Here is a 19,219-nt window from a genome sequence, read left to right on the forward strand (position 1 = left end):
GGCGCACCTGAGCAAGCCGGCGCTGCCCTGCCTGCTGCAGTGACATCGGCAGCCCCCGGCTCCCGAGACGATCCCTTCCCCCATGATGAACGAGACGCCGCAACGCACCCACGATACCGCCGCGCCCCTGCCGCCGGACGAAGCCCGCCGTCACGAGGTGCTGCTCGACCTGAACCTGCTCGACACGCCGCCGCAGGCGTCGTTCGACCGCATCACGCGCATGGCGGCGCACCTGTTCAAGGTGCCCATCGCGCTCGTGAGCCTGATCGACACCGACCGCCAGTGGTTCAAGTCGCGCGTCGGCCTGGCGCTGACCGAAACACCCCGCTCGGTGTCGTTCTGCGCCCATGCCATCCTGCAGGACGACGTGATGGTCGTGCAGGATGCCAGTGCCGATCCGCGTTTCGCCGACACTCCGCTGGTGCGCGGCGAAACGGCGGCGCGCTTTTATGCAGGTTCGCCGATCGACGTCGGCGACGGCGTTCGCATCGGCACGCTATGCATCATCGACAGCGTGCCGCGCGACTTTTCGGATGCCGACCGCGCGATGCTGCGCGACCTGGCAGGCATGGTGGCCGGCGAAATCGCCACGCTCGAACTGCGCGCTGCCTGCGACCGTGAACGCAGCAGCGCACGCGCGCTGCGCACGCTGCTCGAACACCTGCCCGACGCCGTGCTGCTGCTCGACGCCGGCGGCCGCATCCAGTCGTGCAATCCGGCCGCCGAGGCGTTGTTCGGCTCACCCTGCGCCGTCCTGACCGGCCAGTCGTCGGCCGTCCTGATCGGCATGGCGCCGCAGGTAGTCACGCGTCATGAGGGCAATGCGCGGCGTGTGGACGGCAGCAGTTTTGCCGCCGAGATCTCGATCGCCGCGATGACGCTCGACGACCATGTGCATCTGGTGGCAACGGTACGCGACATGGACAGCCTGCGCGCGGAACGCGAACGGGTGCGCGCCGCGAACCAGCGGCGCCACGATTACTTTCGCACCGCCAGCCACGAACTGCGCACGCCGATGGCCAGCATCCTCGGGTTTTCCGAGTTGCTCCTCAAGCGCGAGTTCGACCCCGCCACCGGGCGCGAGCTGATCGACATCATCCACCGCCAGGCCACGCGCCTGATCGCCCTGGTCAACCAGATGCTCGACCTGGCCCGTATCGATGCGGGCGGCGCGGCCCAGCTGCAGCCAACCTTGCTGGACCTGGCCGACCTGATGGGCAAGATCAAGGGCGGGCTTGCCGATGACGCGCAAGCCGGACGGATCGCACTGAGCGCGGCGCCCGACCTGCCGCCCGTGACGGCCGATGCCGCGCGCGTGCAGCAGGCGCTGGGCCATATCGTGAACAATGCGCTGGCCTACTCGGCGCAAGACAGCGTCGTCGACGTGCGCATTTCACAGCAGGAACGTGCCGGCCAGGCGGGCGCCGCAGTGCGGGTACGCGACCAGGGGGTGGGCATGACGCCGGAACAGCGCAAGCGGGTCTGCGACGCGTTCTGGCGCGCCAACGCGCTGCCCGACGTGCCGGGCAACGGCCTGGGCATGACCATCGTGCGCGAGATCGTCAGCGCGCATGGCGGCGTGATCGACATCGTGTCGGCGCCAGGGGATGGTACCGAGGTTGCGCTGTGGCTGCCTGCGCATGCAGGGGCCGGGACTGGCGTGGCCATATAGGGCGCGCGATGGTCGCAGGATGATGCTGGTGGCGTTTGCAATCAGTATGGAACTGCCAGACATTTGCGGACCGGAACCGCAGTTGACGCGTCCACCTGGCCACATTAACTAAATTTAATGAATCGCCAAGCGTGTCTTGAGCCTGGGCCGGGCATAGTGCAGCCTAGGGACACCATTCGCTCAACCTCGCCTTCCGGATTCGATACCCATGCCTTCGACCTTTCTCCTGCAGCGCCGCGCCGTTGCCACTGCCATCGCGGCCACGGTGCTGCTGTCCGCCTGCGGCAAAGACCCCAAGCCTGCCGCGCCTGCAGTGCCGGAAGTCGCCGTTCTGACCATGGCCACCACCAACGTGGCGCTGAACATCGCCCTGCCCGGCCGTACGGCGCCGTTCCTGCTGGCCGAGGTCCGGGCCCGGGTCGACGGCATCGTGCAGGAGCGCCGCTTTACCGAGGGCGCCGACGTGCGCAAGGGCGAGCCGCTGTACCTGATCGATGCGGCGCCCTACCGCGCCGCCGTCAAGAGCGCCGAAGCCGAGCTGCAACGGGCGCAGGCCACGCTGGCCAGCAATGTGTCGCAACTGAATCGCAACCGCGTGCTGGTGAAGGAAAACGCGGTCAGCAAGCAGGAATTCGAAACCGCCGAAGCAGCGCAGCTGGAAGCTGCGGCCGATGTCGCAGCGGCCAAGGCCGCCCTGGAAGTGGCCCGCATCAACCTTGGCTACACCACAGTGACGGCGCCGATCGCGGGCCGCAGCAGTGTATCGGCCGTGACCCAGGGCGCGTATGTGCAAGGCAGCGCCGCCACCCTGATGACGACGATCCAGCAGATCGACCCGATGTACGTCGACCTGCAGCAATCGAGCAGCGAAGGTCTGGCGCTGCGGCGCGAGATCGCCGCCGGTCGCGTGCGCATGGAAGGCGTTGACGCCGCCAAGGTCAGCCTGCAACTGGAAGACGGCAGCACTTACACCCGCAGCGGCACGCTGGCATTCTCGGGCGTGACGGTCGACCAGGCCACCGGCTCGGTCACGCTGCGCGCGCGCTTCCCGAACCCCGACAAGCTGCTGTTACCGGGCATGTTCGTGCGCGCGAGCGTCAGCCAGGGTGTACGTCAGGCGGTCATGCGTGTGCCCGCGACCGCCGTGACGCGCACGCCGCAGGGCACGGCCACCGTGATGGTGGTCGGCCAGGACAACAAGGCGGCCCTGCGCACCGTGCGCACCGGCGCGCTGGTCGATGGTTTCTGGCTCGTCGACGACGGCTTGACAACCGGCGAACGCGTGATCGTCAGCGGCGTGCAGAAGCTTCGGCCGGGCACCGTGGTCAGGGTTGCCGCGGGGCCGGCAGCAGCAGCAGCGGCAGCGACACCGGCGGCACCTGCCGCAGCCACCGCCGCGCGCAAGGAATAATCCACGATGCCAAAGTATTTCATCAACCGGCCGATCTTCGCGATCGTCATTTCGCTGCTGATCATGCTGATCGGCGGCATCGCACTGCTCAAGATGCCGATCGAGCAATACCCGCCCGTCTCGCCGCCATCGGTGCAGATCCAGGCGAGCTTCCCCGGCGCGTCGGCCGAGACCATGCAGAACACCGTGATCCAGGTGATCGAGCAGCAGATGACGGCGATTGATAACCTGCTGTATATGCAGTCGACCAGCGACGACACGGGCCAGTCGACGACGTCGCTGACGTTTGCCGCCGGGACCGACCCCGATATTGCCCAGGTCCAGGTGCAGAACAAGCTGCAGGCGGCGGTGCCGCGCCTGCCGAGCGAAGTCCAGCAAGCGGGCCTGCGCGTGACCAAGTCGACCTCGGACTTCCTGATGGTGGCGGCGTTCGTGTCAGACGACGACAGCATGACCAAGTTCGACATCGCCAACTACGTGGCCTCGAACATCCAGGATCCGCTCTCGCGCATGCCGGGCGTGGGCAGCATGAACCTGTTCGGCACCCAGTACGCGATGCGCATCTGGCTCGACCCGGTCAAGCTGACGAGTTTTGCACTGACGCCGCTCGACGTGACCGATGCGATCCGCGCGCAGAACGTGCAGATCTCGGGCGGCCAGCTGGGCGGCACGCCGGCGGTCCAGGGCCAGACCCTGAGCGCCACCATCAACCAGGCGACGATGTTGCGCACGCCCGAGGAATTCAAGCGCATCCTGGTCAAGGTCCAGCCGGACGGCTCGTCGGTACGCATCGGCGACGTCGCGCGTGTGGCGCTGGGGCCCGAAAACTACAACGTCGACGTGCGCTACAACGGCAAGTCGGCGTCTGGCCTGGGTATCCAGCTCGCGCCGAACGCCAATGCCCTTGACACCGCAGAAGCGGTGCGCGCCCGCTTGAAAGAGCTGGGCGAATTCTTCCCGCCCGGCCTGCGCACCGTGTACCCGAACGACGTCACGCCCTTCATCGAAACGTCGATCAAGGGCGTGACCCACACGCTGATCGAGGGCATCGTGCTGGTGTTCCTGGTGATGTACCTGTTCCTGCAAAACTTCCGCGCCACCCTGATCCCGTCGATCACGGTGCCGGTGGTGTTGCTTGGCACGTTCGGCATCATGTCGGCACTGGGCTTTACCATCAATACGCTGTCGATGTTCGGCCTCGTGCTGTCCATTGGCCTGCTGGTCGACGATGCGATCGTGGTGGTGGAAAACGTCGAGCGCGTGATGCACGAAGACGGCTTGCCGCCCAAAGAAGCGACGATCAAGGCCATGGGCCAGATCACCAGTGCGCTGATCGGCGTGGCCCTCGTGCTGTCGGCCGTGTTCGTGCCGGTGGCCTTCTCCAGCGGCACGGTCGGCGCGATCTACCGCGAATTCTCGCTGACGGTCGTGGCCTCGATGCTGCTGTCGGCATTCATCGCGCTGACGCTCACGCCGGCGCTGTGCGCGACGATGCTCAAGCCGGTCGACCCGGAACACCATGAAAAGAAGGGGTTCTTCGGCTGGTTCAACCGCTCGTTCGATGCGACCCGCGACCGCTACCTGGGCGGCGTGACGCGTATCCTGGGCCGGCGCGCGCTGTGGATGGTGGTATACCTGGTGCTGATCGGCGCCGTCATTGCCCTCTTCATGCGCCTGCCGGGCGGCTTCCTGCCGAAGGAAGACCAGGGCTATATGTTCGTCCAGGTGCAGACGCCGGCCGGCAGTACCCAGGAAACGACGGGCCGCGTGCTGGAAGAAATCAGCCAGTATCTGTTGAAGGAAGAATCGGCAGTGGTCGAAGCCACCTTCATGACGAATGGCGCGAGCCAGCCGCAGCGCGGCCAGAACCAGGGCCGCCTGTTCGTGCGCCTGAAGACCTGGGACGAGCGCAAGGACGAAGCGCTGGGTGTGTCGGCGCTGGCCAACCGCATCGCGGCGCGCTACGCCAACTTCCAGGGCGCGACCATCAACACGGTCGAACCGCCATCGATCCGCGGCCTGGGCTCGGCCAACGGCTTCTCGCTGCAGCTGCAGGATCGCGGTGGCCTGGGGCACGACGCGCTGGCCAAGGCGCGCGACCAGCTGCTCGAGCTGGCGCGCAAGGAACCGAACCTGCAGCGCGTGCGCTTCACGGGCCAGGCCGACAATGCCACCTACAAGATCGACATCGACCGCGAAAAGGCCGCCGCGCTGGGCGTGAACCTGACCGAAGTCGACCAGACCTTCTCGACGGCCTGGGGCTCGCGCTACATCAACAACTTCCTCGACACGGACAACCGCATCAAGCGTGTGTACGTGCAGGCCGATGCCCAGTTCCGCATGAATCCGGACGACATCAAGCTGCTCTATGCGCGTAACGGCGCTGGCGAGATGGTGCCGTTTTCGAGCTTTGCCAGTGCGCGCTGGGCCTGGGGTTCGCCAGCAATGGCGCGCTACAACGGCATCGAGTCGGCCGAAATCCTGGGCCAGCCGGCGCCAGGCTTCAGCAGCGGCGAAGCGATGGCGATCATGGAGCGCCTGGTGGGCGAACTCCCGCAAGGCATCGGCTTCGAATGGAGCGGCATCTCGCTGCAGGAATCGCAGGCCGGCTCGCAGGCCCCGCTCTTGTACGCGCTGTCGATCCTGGTCGTGTTTCTGTGTCTGGCCGCGCTGTATGAAAGCTGGGCGATCCCGATCTCGGTCATCATGGTGGTGCCGATCGGTATCCTGGGGGCCCTGAGCGCAGCGACGGCCTTCGGCATGGAAAACGACGTGTTCTTCCAGGTGGGCCTGTTGACGACCATCGGCCTGTCGGCCAAGAACGCGATCCTGATTGTCGAATTCGCGCGCGAACTGCAGATGCAGGGGATGGGCATTGTCGAAGCGGCGCTCGAATCTGCGAAGGTGCGACTGCGCCCGATCATCATGACGTCGATGGCGTTCATCCTGGGCGTGCTGCCGCTGGCGTTGTCGAGCGGCGCCGGTTCGGGCAGCCAGAATGCGCTGGGCATCGGCGTCATTGGCGGCATGCTGACGGCGACGTTCCTGGCCACGTTCCTGATTCCGCTGTTCTACGTGATCATCGCGTCGCGCTCGAAAACGCCGCCCCATGTCGATGACACGCCGGACGACGGGCAGGCGCCGGTGGAAACGACCACGCCGCAGCCGCAGCCGCAGGCGCATTGAGGTTGCCGTGAAACTGCTCCTCATCGAAGACAACGAGCGCGTTGCGCGCTTCGTCAACAAGGGCTTGAGCGAAGCCGGGCACACGGTCGACCATGCCGACAACGGCCGCGACGGCATGGTCTACGCCGTCAGCGAACCGTATGATGCGATCGTCATGGACCGCATGCTGCCCGGCGGGATCGACGGCCTGGCGCTCATCGAGACACTGCGCCAGCAAGGCAACCGGGTGCCGATCCTGATCCTGAGTGCCCTGGATGGCGTGGACGACCGCATCCGCGGCCTGCGCGCCGGCGGCGACGACTATCTGACCAAGCCGTTCGCATTCGGCGAACTGCTCGCACGCCTGGACGCGCTGCTGCGCCGCTCGCAAAGCCAGGCCGTGGAAACCGTCATGACGCTGGGCGACCTGCGTGTGGATATGCTGGCGCACCGCGTCACGCGCGCCGGCAAGCCGTTGGCGCTGCAGCCGCGCGAATTCAAGCTGCTGACCTATCTGCTGCGCCATGCGAACCAGGTCGTCACGCGCACGATGCTGCTCGAGAACGTGTGGGATTACCACTTCGACCCGCAGACCAATGTCATCGATGTCCACATCAGCAAGCTGCGGCAGAAGATCGACGCCGGCTTTCCAACGGCCCTGCTGCGCACGGTGCGCAATGCCGGCTACATGCTGACCGACCAGCCTTGAACAAGGCGTACACGATGCTCAGGCTTCCCAGTTTTTCTGCCCGCACGATCGCCATCGGTTATGGCGTCGTGACGCTGCTGGTGCTGGCCATGTTCGCCGGTCCGCTGTGGTACGCGTGGCATACCAATATTGGCGAGGTGCGCAGCCAGCTGCTCAAATCCGATGCCCAGCACCTGAGCAACCTGTTCATCCGCCAGGGCCCGCCCGCACTGGCCGCCGCGATCGACAGCCAGGTCCACGGAGTGAACGACGGCGTGCGCAAGATCATGCTGTTCGTCGCGCCCGACGGCGCCAAGCTGGCGGGTAATCTGCAGGCGTGGCCCGAGGGCGTGCCGGACCGCGATGGCCTGTGCCGGGTGACGATCGTGGTCGACGACGTGCCGCGCAACGTGGAGCTGGTGCGCGTGACGCTGGAAGACGGCTACCGGCTGCTCGTGGCCAGCAACCTGAATCGCTTCCAGAAGCTCGAACGCCTGTTCGCGTATGGCTTGCTGGGCTGCGCGATCACTGTGCTGCTCAGCGCCGCGCTGGGTGGTCTCATGATCCGCCGCGCGCTGCTGGGCCGCATGCAGGGCATCAGCGACACCACCGCTTCGATCATCGAGGGCAAGCTGTCGCACCGGCTGGTCGAACCGGGCGATGGCGACGAGCTGCAGCAACTGACGCGCACCGTGAACCGCATGCTCGACCAGATCGAGCATCTGGTGACCGGCGTACAGGATGTCTCGAACGCGATCGCGCACGACCTGCGCACGCCGCTGTCCGAGCTGCGTGCACGGCTCGAGGAACTGTCAGTGGCGCGGCCGGCGCCGGACGAAACCTTCGTCGAAATTGACGCGGCGATCGATGATGTCGACCGCGTGATGGGCATCTTCAACGCCTTGCTGCGGCTGGCCGAAATCGACAGCGGCAGCCGGCGCGCCGGTTTCGTTGATGTCGACCTGGCGGCGCTGGGCGCCGAAGTGACCGAGTTCTACGCGCCGGTCGCCGAACTGAAGGACATCGCGCTGGGCTTTGACGGCCCGGACGACCTGCACGTGGTGGGCGACCCCGTGCTGCTGGCGCAGGCGCTGGGCAATATGGTCGACAATGCGCTCAAGTATGCGCCGGTGCGCGGCGCGATCGCGATCTCCGCGCAGCGCATCGATGCCGACACGGTGCAGATCGTCGTGGCCGACAACGGCCCCGGCATTCCCGTGCACGAACGCACGCGCGTCATCGAGCGCTTCTACCGGGTGGACGCGAGCCGCGGCACGCCGGGCGTGGGCCTCGGCCTGAGCGTGGTCTCGGCGGTGGCGCGGCTGCATGGCGGCACGCTGACACTGGACGACAACCATCCGGGCCTGCGGGCCACGCTGCGCATCGGCGCCATGACGTTGGCGGCATCGAGCTCCACTTAAGCTTCGGCTTCGGCTTTGGCTCCTGGCGCCTGACCGGCTGGCCGCATTTGCGCTACAGTGTGGCCTTTATTGGCGCCCCACTCTGTCGGGCCGCATTCACGGGAGAGCCCCATGCCTGAACCAGTTCCACCCAACGGCGACCTGACAAGGCGCGCCGACGACCACTTCCTGCGCCACCTCGGCATCACCCTGGAGGCGCTGGCAGCGCCGGTGGATCCCGCCAATCCGACAGGCCTGCCGGCCCGCGCAACGAGCGTCTACCGCGCCATCATCGAAGCGCGCCAGGGCGATGAAGATATCCAGCCGCGCGGGGTCTGGCAGCGGCAACCAAAGCGCTCGGACTGGCCGCACGTCAGCAACCTGGCCGCCGGCGCCTTGCGCACCCAGGGCAAGGACCTGCAACTGGCCGCGTGGCTGTGCGAGTCCCAGGTCCACGAACATGGCCTGGGCGCGCTGGCTCCCTGCCTGCTGCTGGCGCACACGCTGTGCGAGCGTTACACAACCGCCCTGCATCCGCAACTGGAACACGACGACACCGAAGCCCGCGCTAACATCCTGCGCTGGCTGGACCAGAAGCTGGCCCCGACCCTGCGCCAGTCACCACTGTTCACAACGGAAGACGGCCGCGCCACGACGTGGGCCGACTGCGAACAAACCGCGCACGAGCGTGATGGCGACGCCACGACCCGCAGCATACTGGCAGCCATGCCACCAGCAATCCTGACCGAGCGCATCACCGCACTGGAAGACGCGCACGCCACCATCGCCCAGCTCCAAGGCACCTTCAACACTCCCCAAAGCGCCACCGCACCGTGTCTGACGGCCATGGCAAACCAGGTACAGGCGATCCTCACGGCGCTCCACAACGAACGCACCGCACGAGTCCCAGCACCAGCGCTAGCGGACGTGCCAACCGAAGCACCGTCAGAACAGACTGAAACACCAGCCACCGCGCGCGCGACAAATACAACCGAGCCCCACCAATTCCGCGACCGCGCCGACGCCTACGCCTGCCTGGCCGCCGCCGCCACCTACCTCGCCCACCTCGAGCCGCACAGCCCCACGCCCTACCTGATCAAGCGCGCCGTCGAATGGGGCAATATGAACACCGGCGCCCTCTACCAGGAACTCTTCATCCGCCTGGGCGGCCAACTGAGCATCTTCGACATGGTCGGCACCGACATGCTCCCCACCCCGCAAAACCCACCCCACCCCAGTAACCCCAATCAAAATTAGGGTCAGAGTCGAATTGTTTGCCAACTTCAATAAATCAATTGTTTATTAATTCGACTCTGACCCCAATTGATTTGCAAGATTAACTGCCGAGCTTAGGGTCGGAGTCGATTTGTTTGACAACTTTGGGTAATTGCCCATTAATTCGACTCTGACCCTAATTGTTCAGAATGATTTTTTGGAGTCTGCCGATGCTCTTGTACCATTAATTGCACAAGCGGATTTGCCGGATACCAGATAGCGCTAACAATCGCAAAAAACAATAAGGGTCAGAGTCGAATTGTTTGTCAATTTTTATAAATCAATTGAAAAACAATTCGACTCTGACCCTAATTATTATGCAATGTTTGACGAGCTCATCTGCAAGAGCCCGAATATGGCCGTTTGCTAAAGGCTATTACCCAACAATTCTACTCTGACCCTAATTGTGGGGGTTAGCTGCCGAAGTACCGGCCGGCGCGGTGCCAGGCCATGACCATGCCGCTCATGGCGACGGCGCTCAGGGCGGACCACGCGACCAGGTGGGGGGCGACCAGCAGCAAGGCCATCGCCAGGATGACGCTGTCGATCATGATCTGGGTGCGGCCGGCGTTGATGTTGTATTGCTTTTGCAGCCACAGCGTGACGATGCCGGTGCCGCCGACACCGGCGCCGTGGCGCGCGAGTGCCAGGATGCCCATGCCACAGAAGGTGCCGCCGCCCAAGGCTGCCACGGCCGGATGCACGCGGTCGATGACCAGCACGAACGGCATGATCTTGAGCAGGCCCATGATCATCGCGCTGCCGGCCAGCGACTTGATCGTGAAGCGCGCGCCCATGAAGAAGTAACCAAACAGGAAGAACGGCACGTTGATCATCATGAACAGCGTACCGACCGGCACGCCGGTCGAGTACGACGTCAACAAGGCGATGCCGGCGACACCACCGGTGAGCAGGCCCGCCGCATGCAGCAGCACGATGCCGATCACGACGAACAGCACGCCGACGATGATGCCGTAGACGTCATCGAGCGTCGAATGCGGCTTGACCTCGATGATCGGACGCGATGGCTTGCTGGGAGAGCCTGGATACATGACGGACTGACTCACGCGCGCACCATCGCGCATGCAGAACCAGACCGCGATGCGCACATCGGCGCGAGCGATATCACCACGCGAGCGGGAAAGTGGCGGCGCTGGGCTGCGCACACGGAATCGGCAAGCGTCGGGCTAGAGTTCATGGTCCTCGGATGATCGGATGGGTAAGAGAAGCTGCAGGCGGCGCAGGTCTGGTCAAAAGACGCAAACACGCAAGTTACGGCGCGCTACAGCCCGCCATTATCGCCCATGTTGCGGCGCAGTGTCGAGCCGCACGAACTGGCCATGTCGCGAATGAGCGAATGGATGGTGCGCTGCACCTTGCCGGTGCACGAACAGCGCCCATTGCGCCGCTGCGGTGCGCTATGTGCCAGCATCCGGTGCCCCACCCACCGCCAGTTCGCGCTCGAGGAATTCAACGCACACCCGTACCTTCGCCGAATTCCCCAGCCGCTGCGGATACACGGCCCACACATTGGCTTCTTGCGCGTACTCCGGCAGGATCTGCACCAGCTGCCCGGACGCCAGCAGCGGCTGCGCGTGCCAGCGCGAGCGCAGCACGATCCCGGCGCCGTCCAGCGCCCAGCGCAGCGCGATCTCGCCATGGTTGGTCGACAGCGCGCCCGACACCTTCACCGTCTCCTCACCGCCTTTCGCGCGCAGCCGCCACACGCCAAACGGATGATCGCGCTCCTTGATCACCAGGCACTGGTGCGCCGCCAGATCCTGCAGCGTGCGCGGCGTCCCGTGCTGCGCCAGATATCCGGGCGCCGCGCACAGGATGCGGTGATTGACCATCAGGCGCCGCGCGATCAGCTGTGGCGCGATCTCGTCGCCAATCCGCACGTCCAGATCGAACCCTTCAGCCACCGGATCGACCAGCCGGTCGAACACCTCGAACCGGATCTGCAGCGCCGGATACGCGCGCGCAAGCCGGGCAATCGCCGGTGCGACGACCTGGCGACCGAAGCCGAAGCTGCTGCACACGCGCAGCAGGCCGCTGGGCGCCCGGCGCCGCTCGGACGCTTCCTCGATCAGATCGTCCAGACTCTCGAGAATGGCCTGCGCACGCGCGAACGCCTGCGCGCCATCCTCCGTGATGACGATGCGGCGCGTCGTGCGCTGGAACAGCCGCACGCCCAGCGCGGCCTCGAGCACCCCGATCCGTTTGCTGACATACGCGGCCGACATGCCGAGCGCCTGCGCCGCGCCCGCAAACGATCCCTGACGCGCCACGGTCACGAACACCCGCAAATCAGCATTCTCCAACAGATTATTCACGCTCCGTGTTCCTTAACACCACAAGAACCAGCATTATAAACATACCGTTTTGCATTATTCTTGGAGCATTCAGATCAGCTAACAGGAGACACCCATGAAAACCCACAAGATCGCCGTGATCGCCGGCGACGGCATCGGCAAGGAAGTCATGCCCGAAGGCCTGCGCGCCCTGGACGCCACCGCCAAACGCTTCGGCATCCACCTCGAATTCACCACGTTTGAATGGGCCGACTGCGACTACTACGTCAAGCACGGCAAGATGATGCCGGACGACTGGCGCGCGCAGCTCTCGGGCTTCGAAGCCATTTTCTTCGGCGCCGTCGGCATGCCCGACATCGTCCCCGACCATATCTCGCTGTGGGGCTCCCTGCTCAAGTTCCGGCGCGAGTTCGACCAGTACGTGAATCTGCGCCCGGTGCGCCTGATGCCCGGCGTGCCCTGCCCGCTCGCCAACAAGAAGCCGGGCGACATCGACTTCTACGTCGTGCGCGAAAACACCGAGGGCGAATACTCGTCGGTCGGCGGCAAGATGTTCGAAGGGACCGACCGCGAATTCGTGCTGCAGGAATCGGTCTTCACGCGCCACGGCACCGACCGCATCCTCAAGTATGCGTTCGACCTGGCCCAGAGCCGTCCTAAAAAACATCTGACCGCCGCCACCAAATCGAACGGCATCTCCATCTCGATGCCGTACTGGGACGAGCGCGTGGCCGCCATGGGCGAACAGTACGCCGACGTCAAATGGGACAAGTACCACATCGACATCCTGTGCGCGCGCTTCGTGATTTCGCCCGAACGCTTCGACGTCGTCGTGGCGTCGAACCTGTTCGGCGACATCCTGTCGGACCTCGGCCCGGCCTGCACCGGCACGATCGGCATCGCACCGTCGGCCAACCTTAACCCGGACCGCACCTTCCCGTCGCTGTTCGAGCCCGTACACGGCTCGGCTCCCGACATCTACGGCAAGAACATCGCCAACCCGATCGCGATGATCTGGTCGGGCGCGATGATGCTCGAGTTCCTGGGCCAGGGCGACGCCAACTACACGGCCGCGCATGACGCCATGCTGGCCGCGATCGAGCGCTGCCTGGTCGAAGGCCCGCGCACTCCCGACATGGGTGGCACAGCCAACACCACCGAAGTCGGCGAGGCTGTCACGCGCTACCTCGAGACTTAAGCCACGCCGCCGGTTGGCAGTGCTATTGTGAAGGTCCTTACAGCACAACCAACCGGGGCCACCATGCAGCCGCACGAATCGACCGAACTGGAATACGTTGGCTTCTGGGCACGCACCGGCGCAGCGCTCATCGACAGCATTTTGGTGATGATCGTCGTGCTGCCGCTGCTCACTGCCATCTACGGCGCCGCATATTGGGACAGCTCCGCGATGGTCATGGGCCCGGCGGACTTTGTCATCAACTGGCTCCTGCCGGCCGCTTTCGTACTCGCGTTGTGGATCAAGCTCTCGGCCACGCCGGGCAAGATGGCCGTCCGCGCCATCATTGTCGATGCGCGTACGGGCGGCAAGCCAAGCACGCGCCAGTTCATCATCCGCTATCTTGGCTACTACGTGTCGATGATCCCGCTGTTCCTGGGCATTCTCTGGGTCGGCTTCGACGCGCGCAAGCAGGGCTGGCACGACAAGATGGCCGGCACCGTCGTCGTGCGGCGCAAGGGCGACGCGACGCAGCCAGTCAAATTCGACGCGTCGAACCGCGCCTGATCATTCAGTCAGGCGCCGCATCTGCGCAATCAGAGCGGCCTTGCCTTCGAAGCCGATCCCCGGCAGATCGGGCATCGTGATGTGCCCACTCTCGACCTTCACGCCATCCGGGAAGCCGCCGTAGGGCTGGAACAGGTCGGGATACGATTCATTCCCGCCCAGTCCCAGGCCGGCGGCGATATTCAATGACATCTGGTGCCCGCCGTGCGGGATGCAGCGCCTGGCCGACCAGCCGTGCTCCTTCAGCATGTCGAGCGTGCGCAGATACTCCACCAGGCCGTAACTGAGCGCGCAATCGAATTGCAGCCAGTCGCGGTCGGCGCGCATGCCGCCGTGGCGGATCAGGTTGCGCGCATCCTGCATCGAAAACAGGTTCTCGCCCGTGGCCATCGGATTGGCGTAGTAGTTGCGCAGCGTCGCCTGCAGCTCGTAGTCGAGCGGGTCCCCCGCTTCTTCATACCAGAACAGATTGTATTGCGACAGCGCCTTGGCGTAGCGGATCGCCGTATCCAGGTCGAAGCGGCCGTTGGCATCGACGGCCAGCTTCTGCCCGTCACCCAGCACACTCAGGATCGAGTCGATGCGGCGCAGGTCTTCGTCCAGCGAGTCGCCGCCGATCTTCTTCTTGACCACCGTGTAGCCGCGATCGAGATAGCTGCGCATCTCGTCTTTCAGCTTGCCGTGATCCTGTCCTGGATAGTAATAACCACCGGCCGCATACACGAACACGCGGCGCTCCGGCTGGCCATTGCCATAGCGGTCCGCCAGTAGCTGGAACAGCGGCACGCCCGCGATCTTGGCCGTTGCATCCCACACGGCCATGTCGATGGTGCCGATGGCCACCGAGCGCTCGCCATGCCCGCCCGGCTTTTCGTTGGTGAACATCGTCTGCCAGATCTTGTGCGGGTCGAGGTTCGCGCCCGTGTCGTCCTGCAGCGCGGCCGGATCTGCCTCGAGGATGCGCGGGATGAAGCGCTCGCGCATCAGCGTGCCCTGGCCATAACGGCCGTTGGAGTTGAAGCCGTAGCCGATGACCGGCTTGCCGTCGCGGATCACGTCGGTCACCACGGCGACCACGCTCAGCGTCATCTTGCTGAAATCAATGTAGGCGTTACGGATCGGGGAGCTGATTGGAACGGTCTGCTCGCGGATGTCGACGATTCTCATGGCGGTGTCTCTCATGTGCTGGTTGAACGAGGCACCAGATTATTCGCTGCGAAGGCGGTTATGATTGAATCTCTTTCACAGGATTCTTCACCCAAAGTGAACAATGACCTTGCCTCGCATCTCGAATTCTTTGTGCTGCTGGCCCGCCACGGCAGTCTGAGCGCCGCTGCGCGCGCGCTCGACATCACCCCGCCGGCTGCCACCAAGCGCCTGGCGCAGCTCGAAGAGCGTCTCGGCGTGCGGCTCGTGAATCGCACCACGCGTACCAGCAGCCTCACGCCCGAGGGCGAAACCTATCTGCACTACGCGACCCGCATCCTGGCCGACCTGCACGAGATGGAAGAAGCGGTATCGAGCACGCGCGGCGTACCGCGTGGCCTGCTGCGGGTGAATGCATCGCTCGGCTTCGGGCGCACGGCGATCGCACCGCTGGTGTCCACGTTCGCGCAGCGCTACCCGCAGGTGGAGGTGCAGCTCGACGTCACCGACCGGCCGGTGGACCTCGTCGCGGACGGTATCGACCTGGCGATCCGCTTCGGCGACCTGCCCGACCAGCGCCTGGTCGCGCGCCGCATCATGTCGAACCGGCGCCTGCTGTGCGCATCGCCGCGCTATCTGGAACGGCATGGCATGCCGGCCAGCCTGGCCGATCTGGCCAGCCACCGCTGCATCGTGCATCGGCAGAACGACGAGGCGCACGGGGTCTGGCGCCTGGAACATGAAGGCCGCGCCGTATCGGTCAAGGTCCAGGGTGCGCTGTCGAGCAACGATGGCGACATCGTGCTGGGCTGGGCGCTCGATGGCCACGGCATCCTGGTGCGCTCGGAGTGGGATCTGGCGAAGTACGTCGACAGCGGCCGGCTGCGCATCGTGCTGCCCGGGTACGCGCAGCCCGAGGCCGACCTGTTCGTCGTCTATCCGAACAAGCGCCGGCAATCGGCGCGGGCACGCGCCTTCATCGATTTTCTGGTGGCGCACTTCGGCGCCTGACGTCGCGCTGAGCGAACGCAAAAACGGCCCCGATCGGGGCCGTTTTGCTAACCAAACGCCGGGAGCGGGTCCCGGTGATCGCCCTTACTTCACGCCCGCCGCTGCCAGCGCCGTCATGTTGACGATGCGGCGCACGGTGGCGCTCGGGCTCAGGATGTGCACCGGCTTGGCCGCGCCCAGCAGGATCGGGCCCACGGTCACGCCCTTGCCTGCTGCGACCTTGAGCACGTTGAACAGGATGTTGGCGGCGTCCAGCGACGGCATCACCAGCAGGTTCGCGCTGCCCGAGTAGCCGGCGTCGATCTTGTACAGGTCACGGATTTCTTCCGACAGCGCAGCGTCGCCATGGATCTCGCCGACCACGGCCAGTTCAGGCGACTGCTCGGCCAGCAGCGCGCGTGCTTCGCGCATGCGCTTGGCGGACGGGCGCTCTGACGAACCTTGCGACGAGTGCGACAGCAGCGCGGCCTTCGGCTCGAGGCCGAAGTGCTGCAGCGTCTCGGCCGCCAGGCGCGTGATGGCGGCCAGTTCCTGGGCGCTCGGCTGCTCGTTCACATACGTGTCGGTGATAAACAGCGTGAACTTGTCGAGCACCAGCGCATTCATCGCGGCCAGCACTTCGGCGCCCGGCGCCACGCCGATCTCGCTCCGCACATGCTCCAGATGGTCGTCGTAGCAGCCGGTCATGCCGCAGATCAGCGCGTCGACCGTGCCCGCCGCCAGCAGGCGCGTGCCCTGCAGCGTCGTATCGGCTTCGGCCGCAATGACGGTGTAATCGGTGCCTTCACGCAGGCGCAGGCCCGCGTCCTTGATGGCGCGCTGCAGGACCGACGTGTCGCCGATCAGCACCGGATGCGCGATGCCCTCGTCGACCACGGCCTGCACCGCGCGCAGCACGCGCGGCTCGGTCGCTTCGGCGTACGCTACCTTGCGCACATCGGCGCGTGCCTTGTCGAACACCGGCTTCATGAAGAACCCGGTGTGATAGATCATCTGGCCCAGCTTGTCGCGGTAGGCGTCCATGTCGGTGATCGGGCGCGTCGCCACGCCCGATGCGGCGGCGGCTTCGGCCACGCGCGGTGCGATCGCGCCGAGCAGGCGCGGATCGAACGGCTTCGGAATGATGTACTCGGGCCCAAAAGTCAGGTCCTGGCCTTCATAGGCCAGCGCCACGACGTCGCTCGCCTCGGCTTCGGCCAGTTCGGCAATCGCCGTCACGCAGGCGAGCTTCATTTCGTCCGTGATGCGCGTGGCGCCGCAATCGAGCGCGCCGCGGAAGATGTACGGGAAGCACAGCACGTTGTTGACCTGGTTCGGGTAGTCCGAACGGCCGGTGGCGATGATGACGTCCGGGCGCGCGGCCTTGGCCACTTCAGGACGGATCTCCGGTTCGGGATTGGCCAGCGCCAGGATGACCGGCTTGTCCGCCATCGTCTTGACCATCTCGCCCGTCAGCACGCCGGCGGTCGAGCAGCCCAGGAACACGTCGGCGTCCTTGACCACATCGGCCAGCACGCGCGCATCGGTCGCCTGCGCATAGCGCGCCTTGTTTTCTTCCATATTGGCGTCGCGGCCCTGCCAGATCACGCCGCGCGAGTCGACAACGTAGATGTTCTCCTGCTTCACACCCAGCAGCACCATCATGTCCAGGCAGGCAATCGCCGCCGCACCGGCGCCGGAGGCGACCAGCTTGATCTGACCAATGTCCTTGCCGACGACTTTCATCGCATTGAGCAGCGCAGCGGTCGAGATGATCGCGGTACCGTGCTGGTCGTCGTGGAAGACCGGGATGTTCATGCGCTCGCGCAGCTTCTTCTCGATGTAGAAGCATTCCGGCGCCTTGATGTCTTCGAGGTTGATGCCGCCGACGGTCGGCTCGAGCATCGCGATCGCATCGATCAGCTTGTCCGGATCGAGTTCGTCCAGTTCCAGGTCGAACACGTCGACACCGGCAAATTTCTTGAACAGGCAGCCCTTGCCTTCCATGACCGGCTTGGCGGCCAGCGGACCGATATTGCCCAGGCCTAGCACCGCGGTACCGTTGGTGATCACAGCCACCAGGTTGCCACGCGAGGTGTAATCGAACGCGGTGGCCGGATCGGCGGCGATTTCTTCGCAGGCGTAGGCCACGCCCGGCGAATACGCGAGCGACAGATCGCGCTGGTTCGACAGCGGTTTGGTGGCGATCACTTCGATCTTGCCGCGGGTCGGGCTGCGGTGGTATTCCAGCGCGTCGATCCGCAACTGGGTGTTCTGTGCTTCGTTCAGCGTACTGTCGGTGCTCATGTTCTTCCTATGCTTATTGGGTGATGCGGCGTGGGAGGCGGGGCCGCCACAAGGCGTGCGCGCAACGATCCTCCCATTGTTGGGCAAACATTCTAGCCGAACCGACACCATCGCGTGCGCGACCGGTTCCCGCACGATCGTTCACATTTTCTGCGCGTTCAGCAGTTCGATGAAGCGCGTTGCCGCCATACCCAGCGGCCGTTCTTCGGTCCACACGATGTCGACGAAGAAGCGCAGCACGTTGGTCAGATTGGCGGTCGGGATCTCGACCAGATCGTCGTCCAGCACTGCCGCGCGCACCAGGCTCGCTGGCAGCCACGCCCAGCCCAGCCCCGCCTTGACCAGCGCCAGCGCGGCGATCGGGCTGTCGGTCTTCCACTGGAGCGACGACATCGCGATGCGCTGGTCGACACCGTCGGTATCACGGCCCGCCACGACGACCTGCCGCTGCAGCATGAGATCGGTGTCGCGCACCTGCCTGGTCCCCTTAAACATCGGATGCGAGCGCGCGGCCACCGCCACCAGCCGCTCCTCGGCCACTTCCTGGAACGCCTGATACGGCGCCGCGCCGTACCGTTCGAAGACCAGGGCGAGATCGGCGCGCCCGCTGCGCACCATGGCCAGTGCATCGGCCTGTGGCGCGGTCAGCACCTCGACCTGCAGCAGCGGATGCTCGACGGCCAGCGCGTGCAGCGCGGCGCTCCACGGCACGGTATCGAGCAGCTCGGGCACGAGCGCCAGCGTCAGCGACGCTTCCAGGCCCCGGCTCAGTGACAGCGCATGCACGTTCAGGCGCTGCAATCCCTCGGCCAGCAGGCGCGCCTGCGGCAGCAGCGCCAGCGCCTGCGCTGTCGGTACCGGATTGCGGCCCGTACGGTCGAACAGCTGCACATCGAGCTGCGCTTCGAGATTTGCGATCGCCATGCTGATGGCGGACGGCACGCGGTCAAGCGCGCGCGCGGCCGCGGAAAACGAGCCGTGGTCGATCGCTGCCAGCAAGGCTTTTACATTGTCGAGGTCAAACGCCATCATTCAATTCCATTGACAGGTACTGACTTTTTTCATCACCAGATTCGACATAGTATCGGGCCTCACACAATCGGAGG

General features: G+C 65.2%; 14 protein-coding genes. 9 read left to right on the plus strand and 5 right to left on the minus strand.

Annotated elements, in window-relative coordinates:
* Positions 1 to 82: 82 nt before the first annotated feature.
* The 6 genes from AC56LY_RS10855 to tssA all read left to right on the plus strand — a co-directional run bounded on the left by AC56LY_RS10855 (position 83) and on the right by tssA (position 9,593).
* Entirely contained in the window at positions 83 to 1,672 is a 1,590-nt protein-coding gene (locus tag AC56LY_RS10855; RefSeq protein WP_499579215.1) for a sensor histidine kinase, read from the plus strand.
* Between the two features lie 208 nt (positions 1,673 to 1,880).
* Positions 1,881 to 3,083, plus strand: coding sequence for an efflux RND transporter periplasmic adaptor subunit (locus AC56LY_RS10860; protein WP_499579216.1), 1,203 nt, complete (start codon positions 1,881 to 1,883; stop codon positions 3,081 to 3,083).
* A gap of 6 nt (positions 3,084 to 3,089) precedes the next feature.
* Complete coding sequence (locus AC56LY_RS10865; RefSeq protein WP_499579218.1) at positions 3,090 to 6,269, plus strand: efflux RND transporter permease subunit; 3,180 nt, start codon at positions 3,090 to 3,092, stop codon at positions 6,267 to 6,269.
* A 7-nt stretch (positions 6,270 to 6,276) separates the two neighbouring features.
* Positions 6,277 to 6,957: a winged helix-turn-helix domain-containing protein gene (locus tag AC56LY_RS10870; RefSeq protein WP_499579219.1), complete on the plus strand. Its 681-nt coding sequence runs from the start codon at positions 6,277 to 6,279 to the stop codon at positions 6,955 to 6,957.
* Positions 6,958 to 6,971: 14 nt separating this feature from the next.
* The gene (locus AC56LY_RS10875; RefSeq protein ID WP_499579221.1) at positions 6,972 to 8,357 is read left to right on the plus strand and encodes a sensor histidine kinase; all 1,386 of its coding nucleotides are present in this window, start codon (positions 6,972 to 6,974) and stop codon (positions 8,355 to 8,357) included.
* A gap of 111 nt (positions 8,358 to 8,468) precedes the next feature.
* Entirely contained in the window at positions 8,469 to 9,593 is a 1,125-nt protein-coding gene (gene tssA / locus AC56LY_RS10880; protein ID WP_499579223.1) for a type VI secretion system protein TssA, read from the plus strand.
* Between the two features lie 431 nt (positions 9,594 to 10,024).
* On the opposite strand, the gene AC56LY_RS10885 is transcribed toward tssA, so the two are convergent.
* Positions 10,025 to 10,678 carry a YitT family protein gene (locus tag AC56LY_RS10885; protein ID WP_499579225.1) on the minus strand — a complete coding sequence of 218 codons (654 nt, stop codon included), beginning with the start codon at positions 10,676 to 10,678 and terminating at the stop codon, positions 10,025 to 10,027.
* A 351-nt stretch (positions 10,679 to 11,029) separates the two neighbouring features.
* On the minus strand, positions 11,030 to 11,947 hold the full coding sequence (locus AC56LY_RS10890) for a LysR substrate-binding domain-containing protein (protein WP_499579227.1): 918 nt from the start codon (positions 11,945 to 11,947) through the stop codon (positions 11,030 to 11,032).
* 94 nt (positions 11,948 to 12,041) lie between these two features.
* Here AC56LY_RS10890 and AC56LY_RS10895 point away from each other — a divergent pair, with 94 nt between their 5' ends.
* Positions 12,042 to 13,124, plus strand: coding sequence for a tartrate dehydrogenase (locus AC56LY_RS10895; RefSeq protein WP_499579228.1), 1,083 nt, complete (start codon positions 12,042 to 12,044; stop codon positions 13,122 to 13,124).
* Positions 13,125 to 13,187: 63 nt separating this feature from the next.
* Positions 13,188 to 13,670, plus strand: coding sequence for an RDD family protein (locus AC56LY_RS10900; protein ID WP_499579230.1), 483 nt, complete (start codon positions 13,188 to 13,190; stop codon positions 13,668 to 13,670).
* Here the strand turns inward: AC56LY_RS10900 and AC56LY_RS10905 are convergent, their stop codons facing one another.
* Complete coding sequence (locus AC56LY_RS10905) at positions 13,671 to 14,837, minus strand: mandelate racemase/muconate lactonizing enzyme family protein (RefSeq protein ID WP_499579232.1); 1,167 nt, start codon at positions 14,835 to 14,837, stop codon at positions 13,671 to 13,673. It lies immediately after the preceding gene.
* Positions 14,838 to 14,933: 96 nt separating this feature from the next.
* Here AC56LY_RS10905 and AC56LY_RS10910 point away from each other — a divergent pair, with 96 nt between their 5' ends.
* Positions 14,934 to 15,827: a LysR family transcriptional regulator gene (locus AC56LY_RS10910; RefSeq protein WP_499579234.1), complete on the plus strand. Its 894-nt coding sequence runs from the start codon at positions 14,934 to 14,936 to the stop codon at positions 15,825 to 15,827.
* An 84-nt stretch (positions 15,828 to 15,911) separates the two neighbouring features.
* Here AC56LY_RS10910 and AC56LY_RS10915 read toward each other — a convergent pair whose 3' ends face one another.
* Both AC56LY_RS10915 and AC56LY_RS10920 read right to left on the minus strand, forming a co-directional pair.
* The gene (locus AC56LY_RS10915) at positions 15,912 to 18,113 is read right to left on the minus strand and encodes an NADP-dependent malic enzyme (RefSeq protein ID WP_499579236.1); all 2,202 of its coding nucleotides are present in this window, start codon (positions 18,111 to 18,113) and stop codon (positions 15,912 to 15,914) included.
* Positions 18,114 to 18,254: 141 nt separating this feature from the next.
* Positions 18,255 to 19,145 carry a LysR family transcriptional regulator gene (locus tag AC56LY_RS10920; protein WP_499579237.1) on the minus strand — a complete coding sequence of 297 codons (891 nt, stop codon included), beginning with the start codon at positions 19,143 to 19,145 and terminating at the stop codon, positions 18,255 to 18,257.
* Between the last annotated feature and the right edge of the window lie 74 nt (positions 19,146 to 19,219).

The organism is Telluria sp. ZT3P25 (assembly GCF_059685895.1).

What these genes read in the sequence shown, in the direction of transcription:
- AC56LY_RS10855 (WP_499579215.1), top strand. Translation starts at nt 83, where the DNA reads ATGATGAACGAGACGCCGCAACGCACCCACGATACCGCCGCGCCCCTG.
- AC56LY_RS10860 (WP_499579216.1), top strand. Translation starts at nt 1,881, where the DNA reads ATGCCTTCGACCTTTCTCCTGCAGCGCCGCGCCGTTGCCACTGCCATC.
- AC56LY_RS10865 (WP_499579218.1), top strand. Translation starts at nt 3,090, where the DNA reads ATGCCAAAGTATTTCATCAACCGGCCGATCTTCGCGATCGTCATTTCG.
- AC56LY_RS10875 (WP_499579221.1), top strand. Translation starts at nt 6,972, where the DNA reads ATGCTCAGGCTTCCCAGTTTTTCTGCCCGCACGATCGCCATCGGTTAT.
- tssA (WP_499579223.1), top strand. Translation starts at nt 8,469, where the DNA reads ATGCCTGAACCAGTTCCACCCAACGGCGACCTGACAAGGCGCGCCGAC.
- AC56LY_RS10895 (WP_499579228.1), top strand. Translation starts at nt 12,042, where the DNA reads ATGAAAACCCACAAGATCGCCGTGATCGCCGGCGACGGCATCGGCAAG.
- AC56LY_RS10900 (WP_499579230.1), top strand. Translation starts at nt 13,188, where the DNA reads ATGCAGCCGCACGAATCGACCGAACTGGAATACGTTGGCTTCTGGGCA.
- AC56LY_RS10905 (WP_499579232.1), bottom strand. Translation starts at nt 14,837, where the DNA reads ATGAGAATCGTCGACATCCGCGAGCAGACCGTTCCAATCAGCTCCCCG.
- AC56LY_RS10915 (WP_499579236.1), bottom strand. Translation starts at nt 18,113, where the DNA reads ATGAGCACCGACAGTACGCTGAACGAAGCACAGAACACCCAGTTGCGG.
- AC56LY_RS10920 (WP_499579237.1), bottom strand. Translation starts at nt 19,145, where the DNA reads ATGATGGCGTTTGACCTCGACAATGTAAAAGCCTTGCTGGCAGCGATC.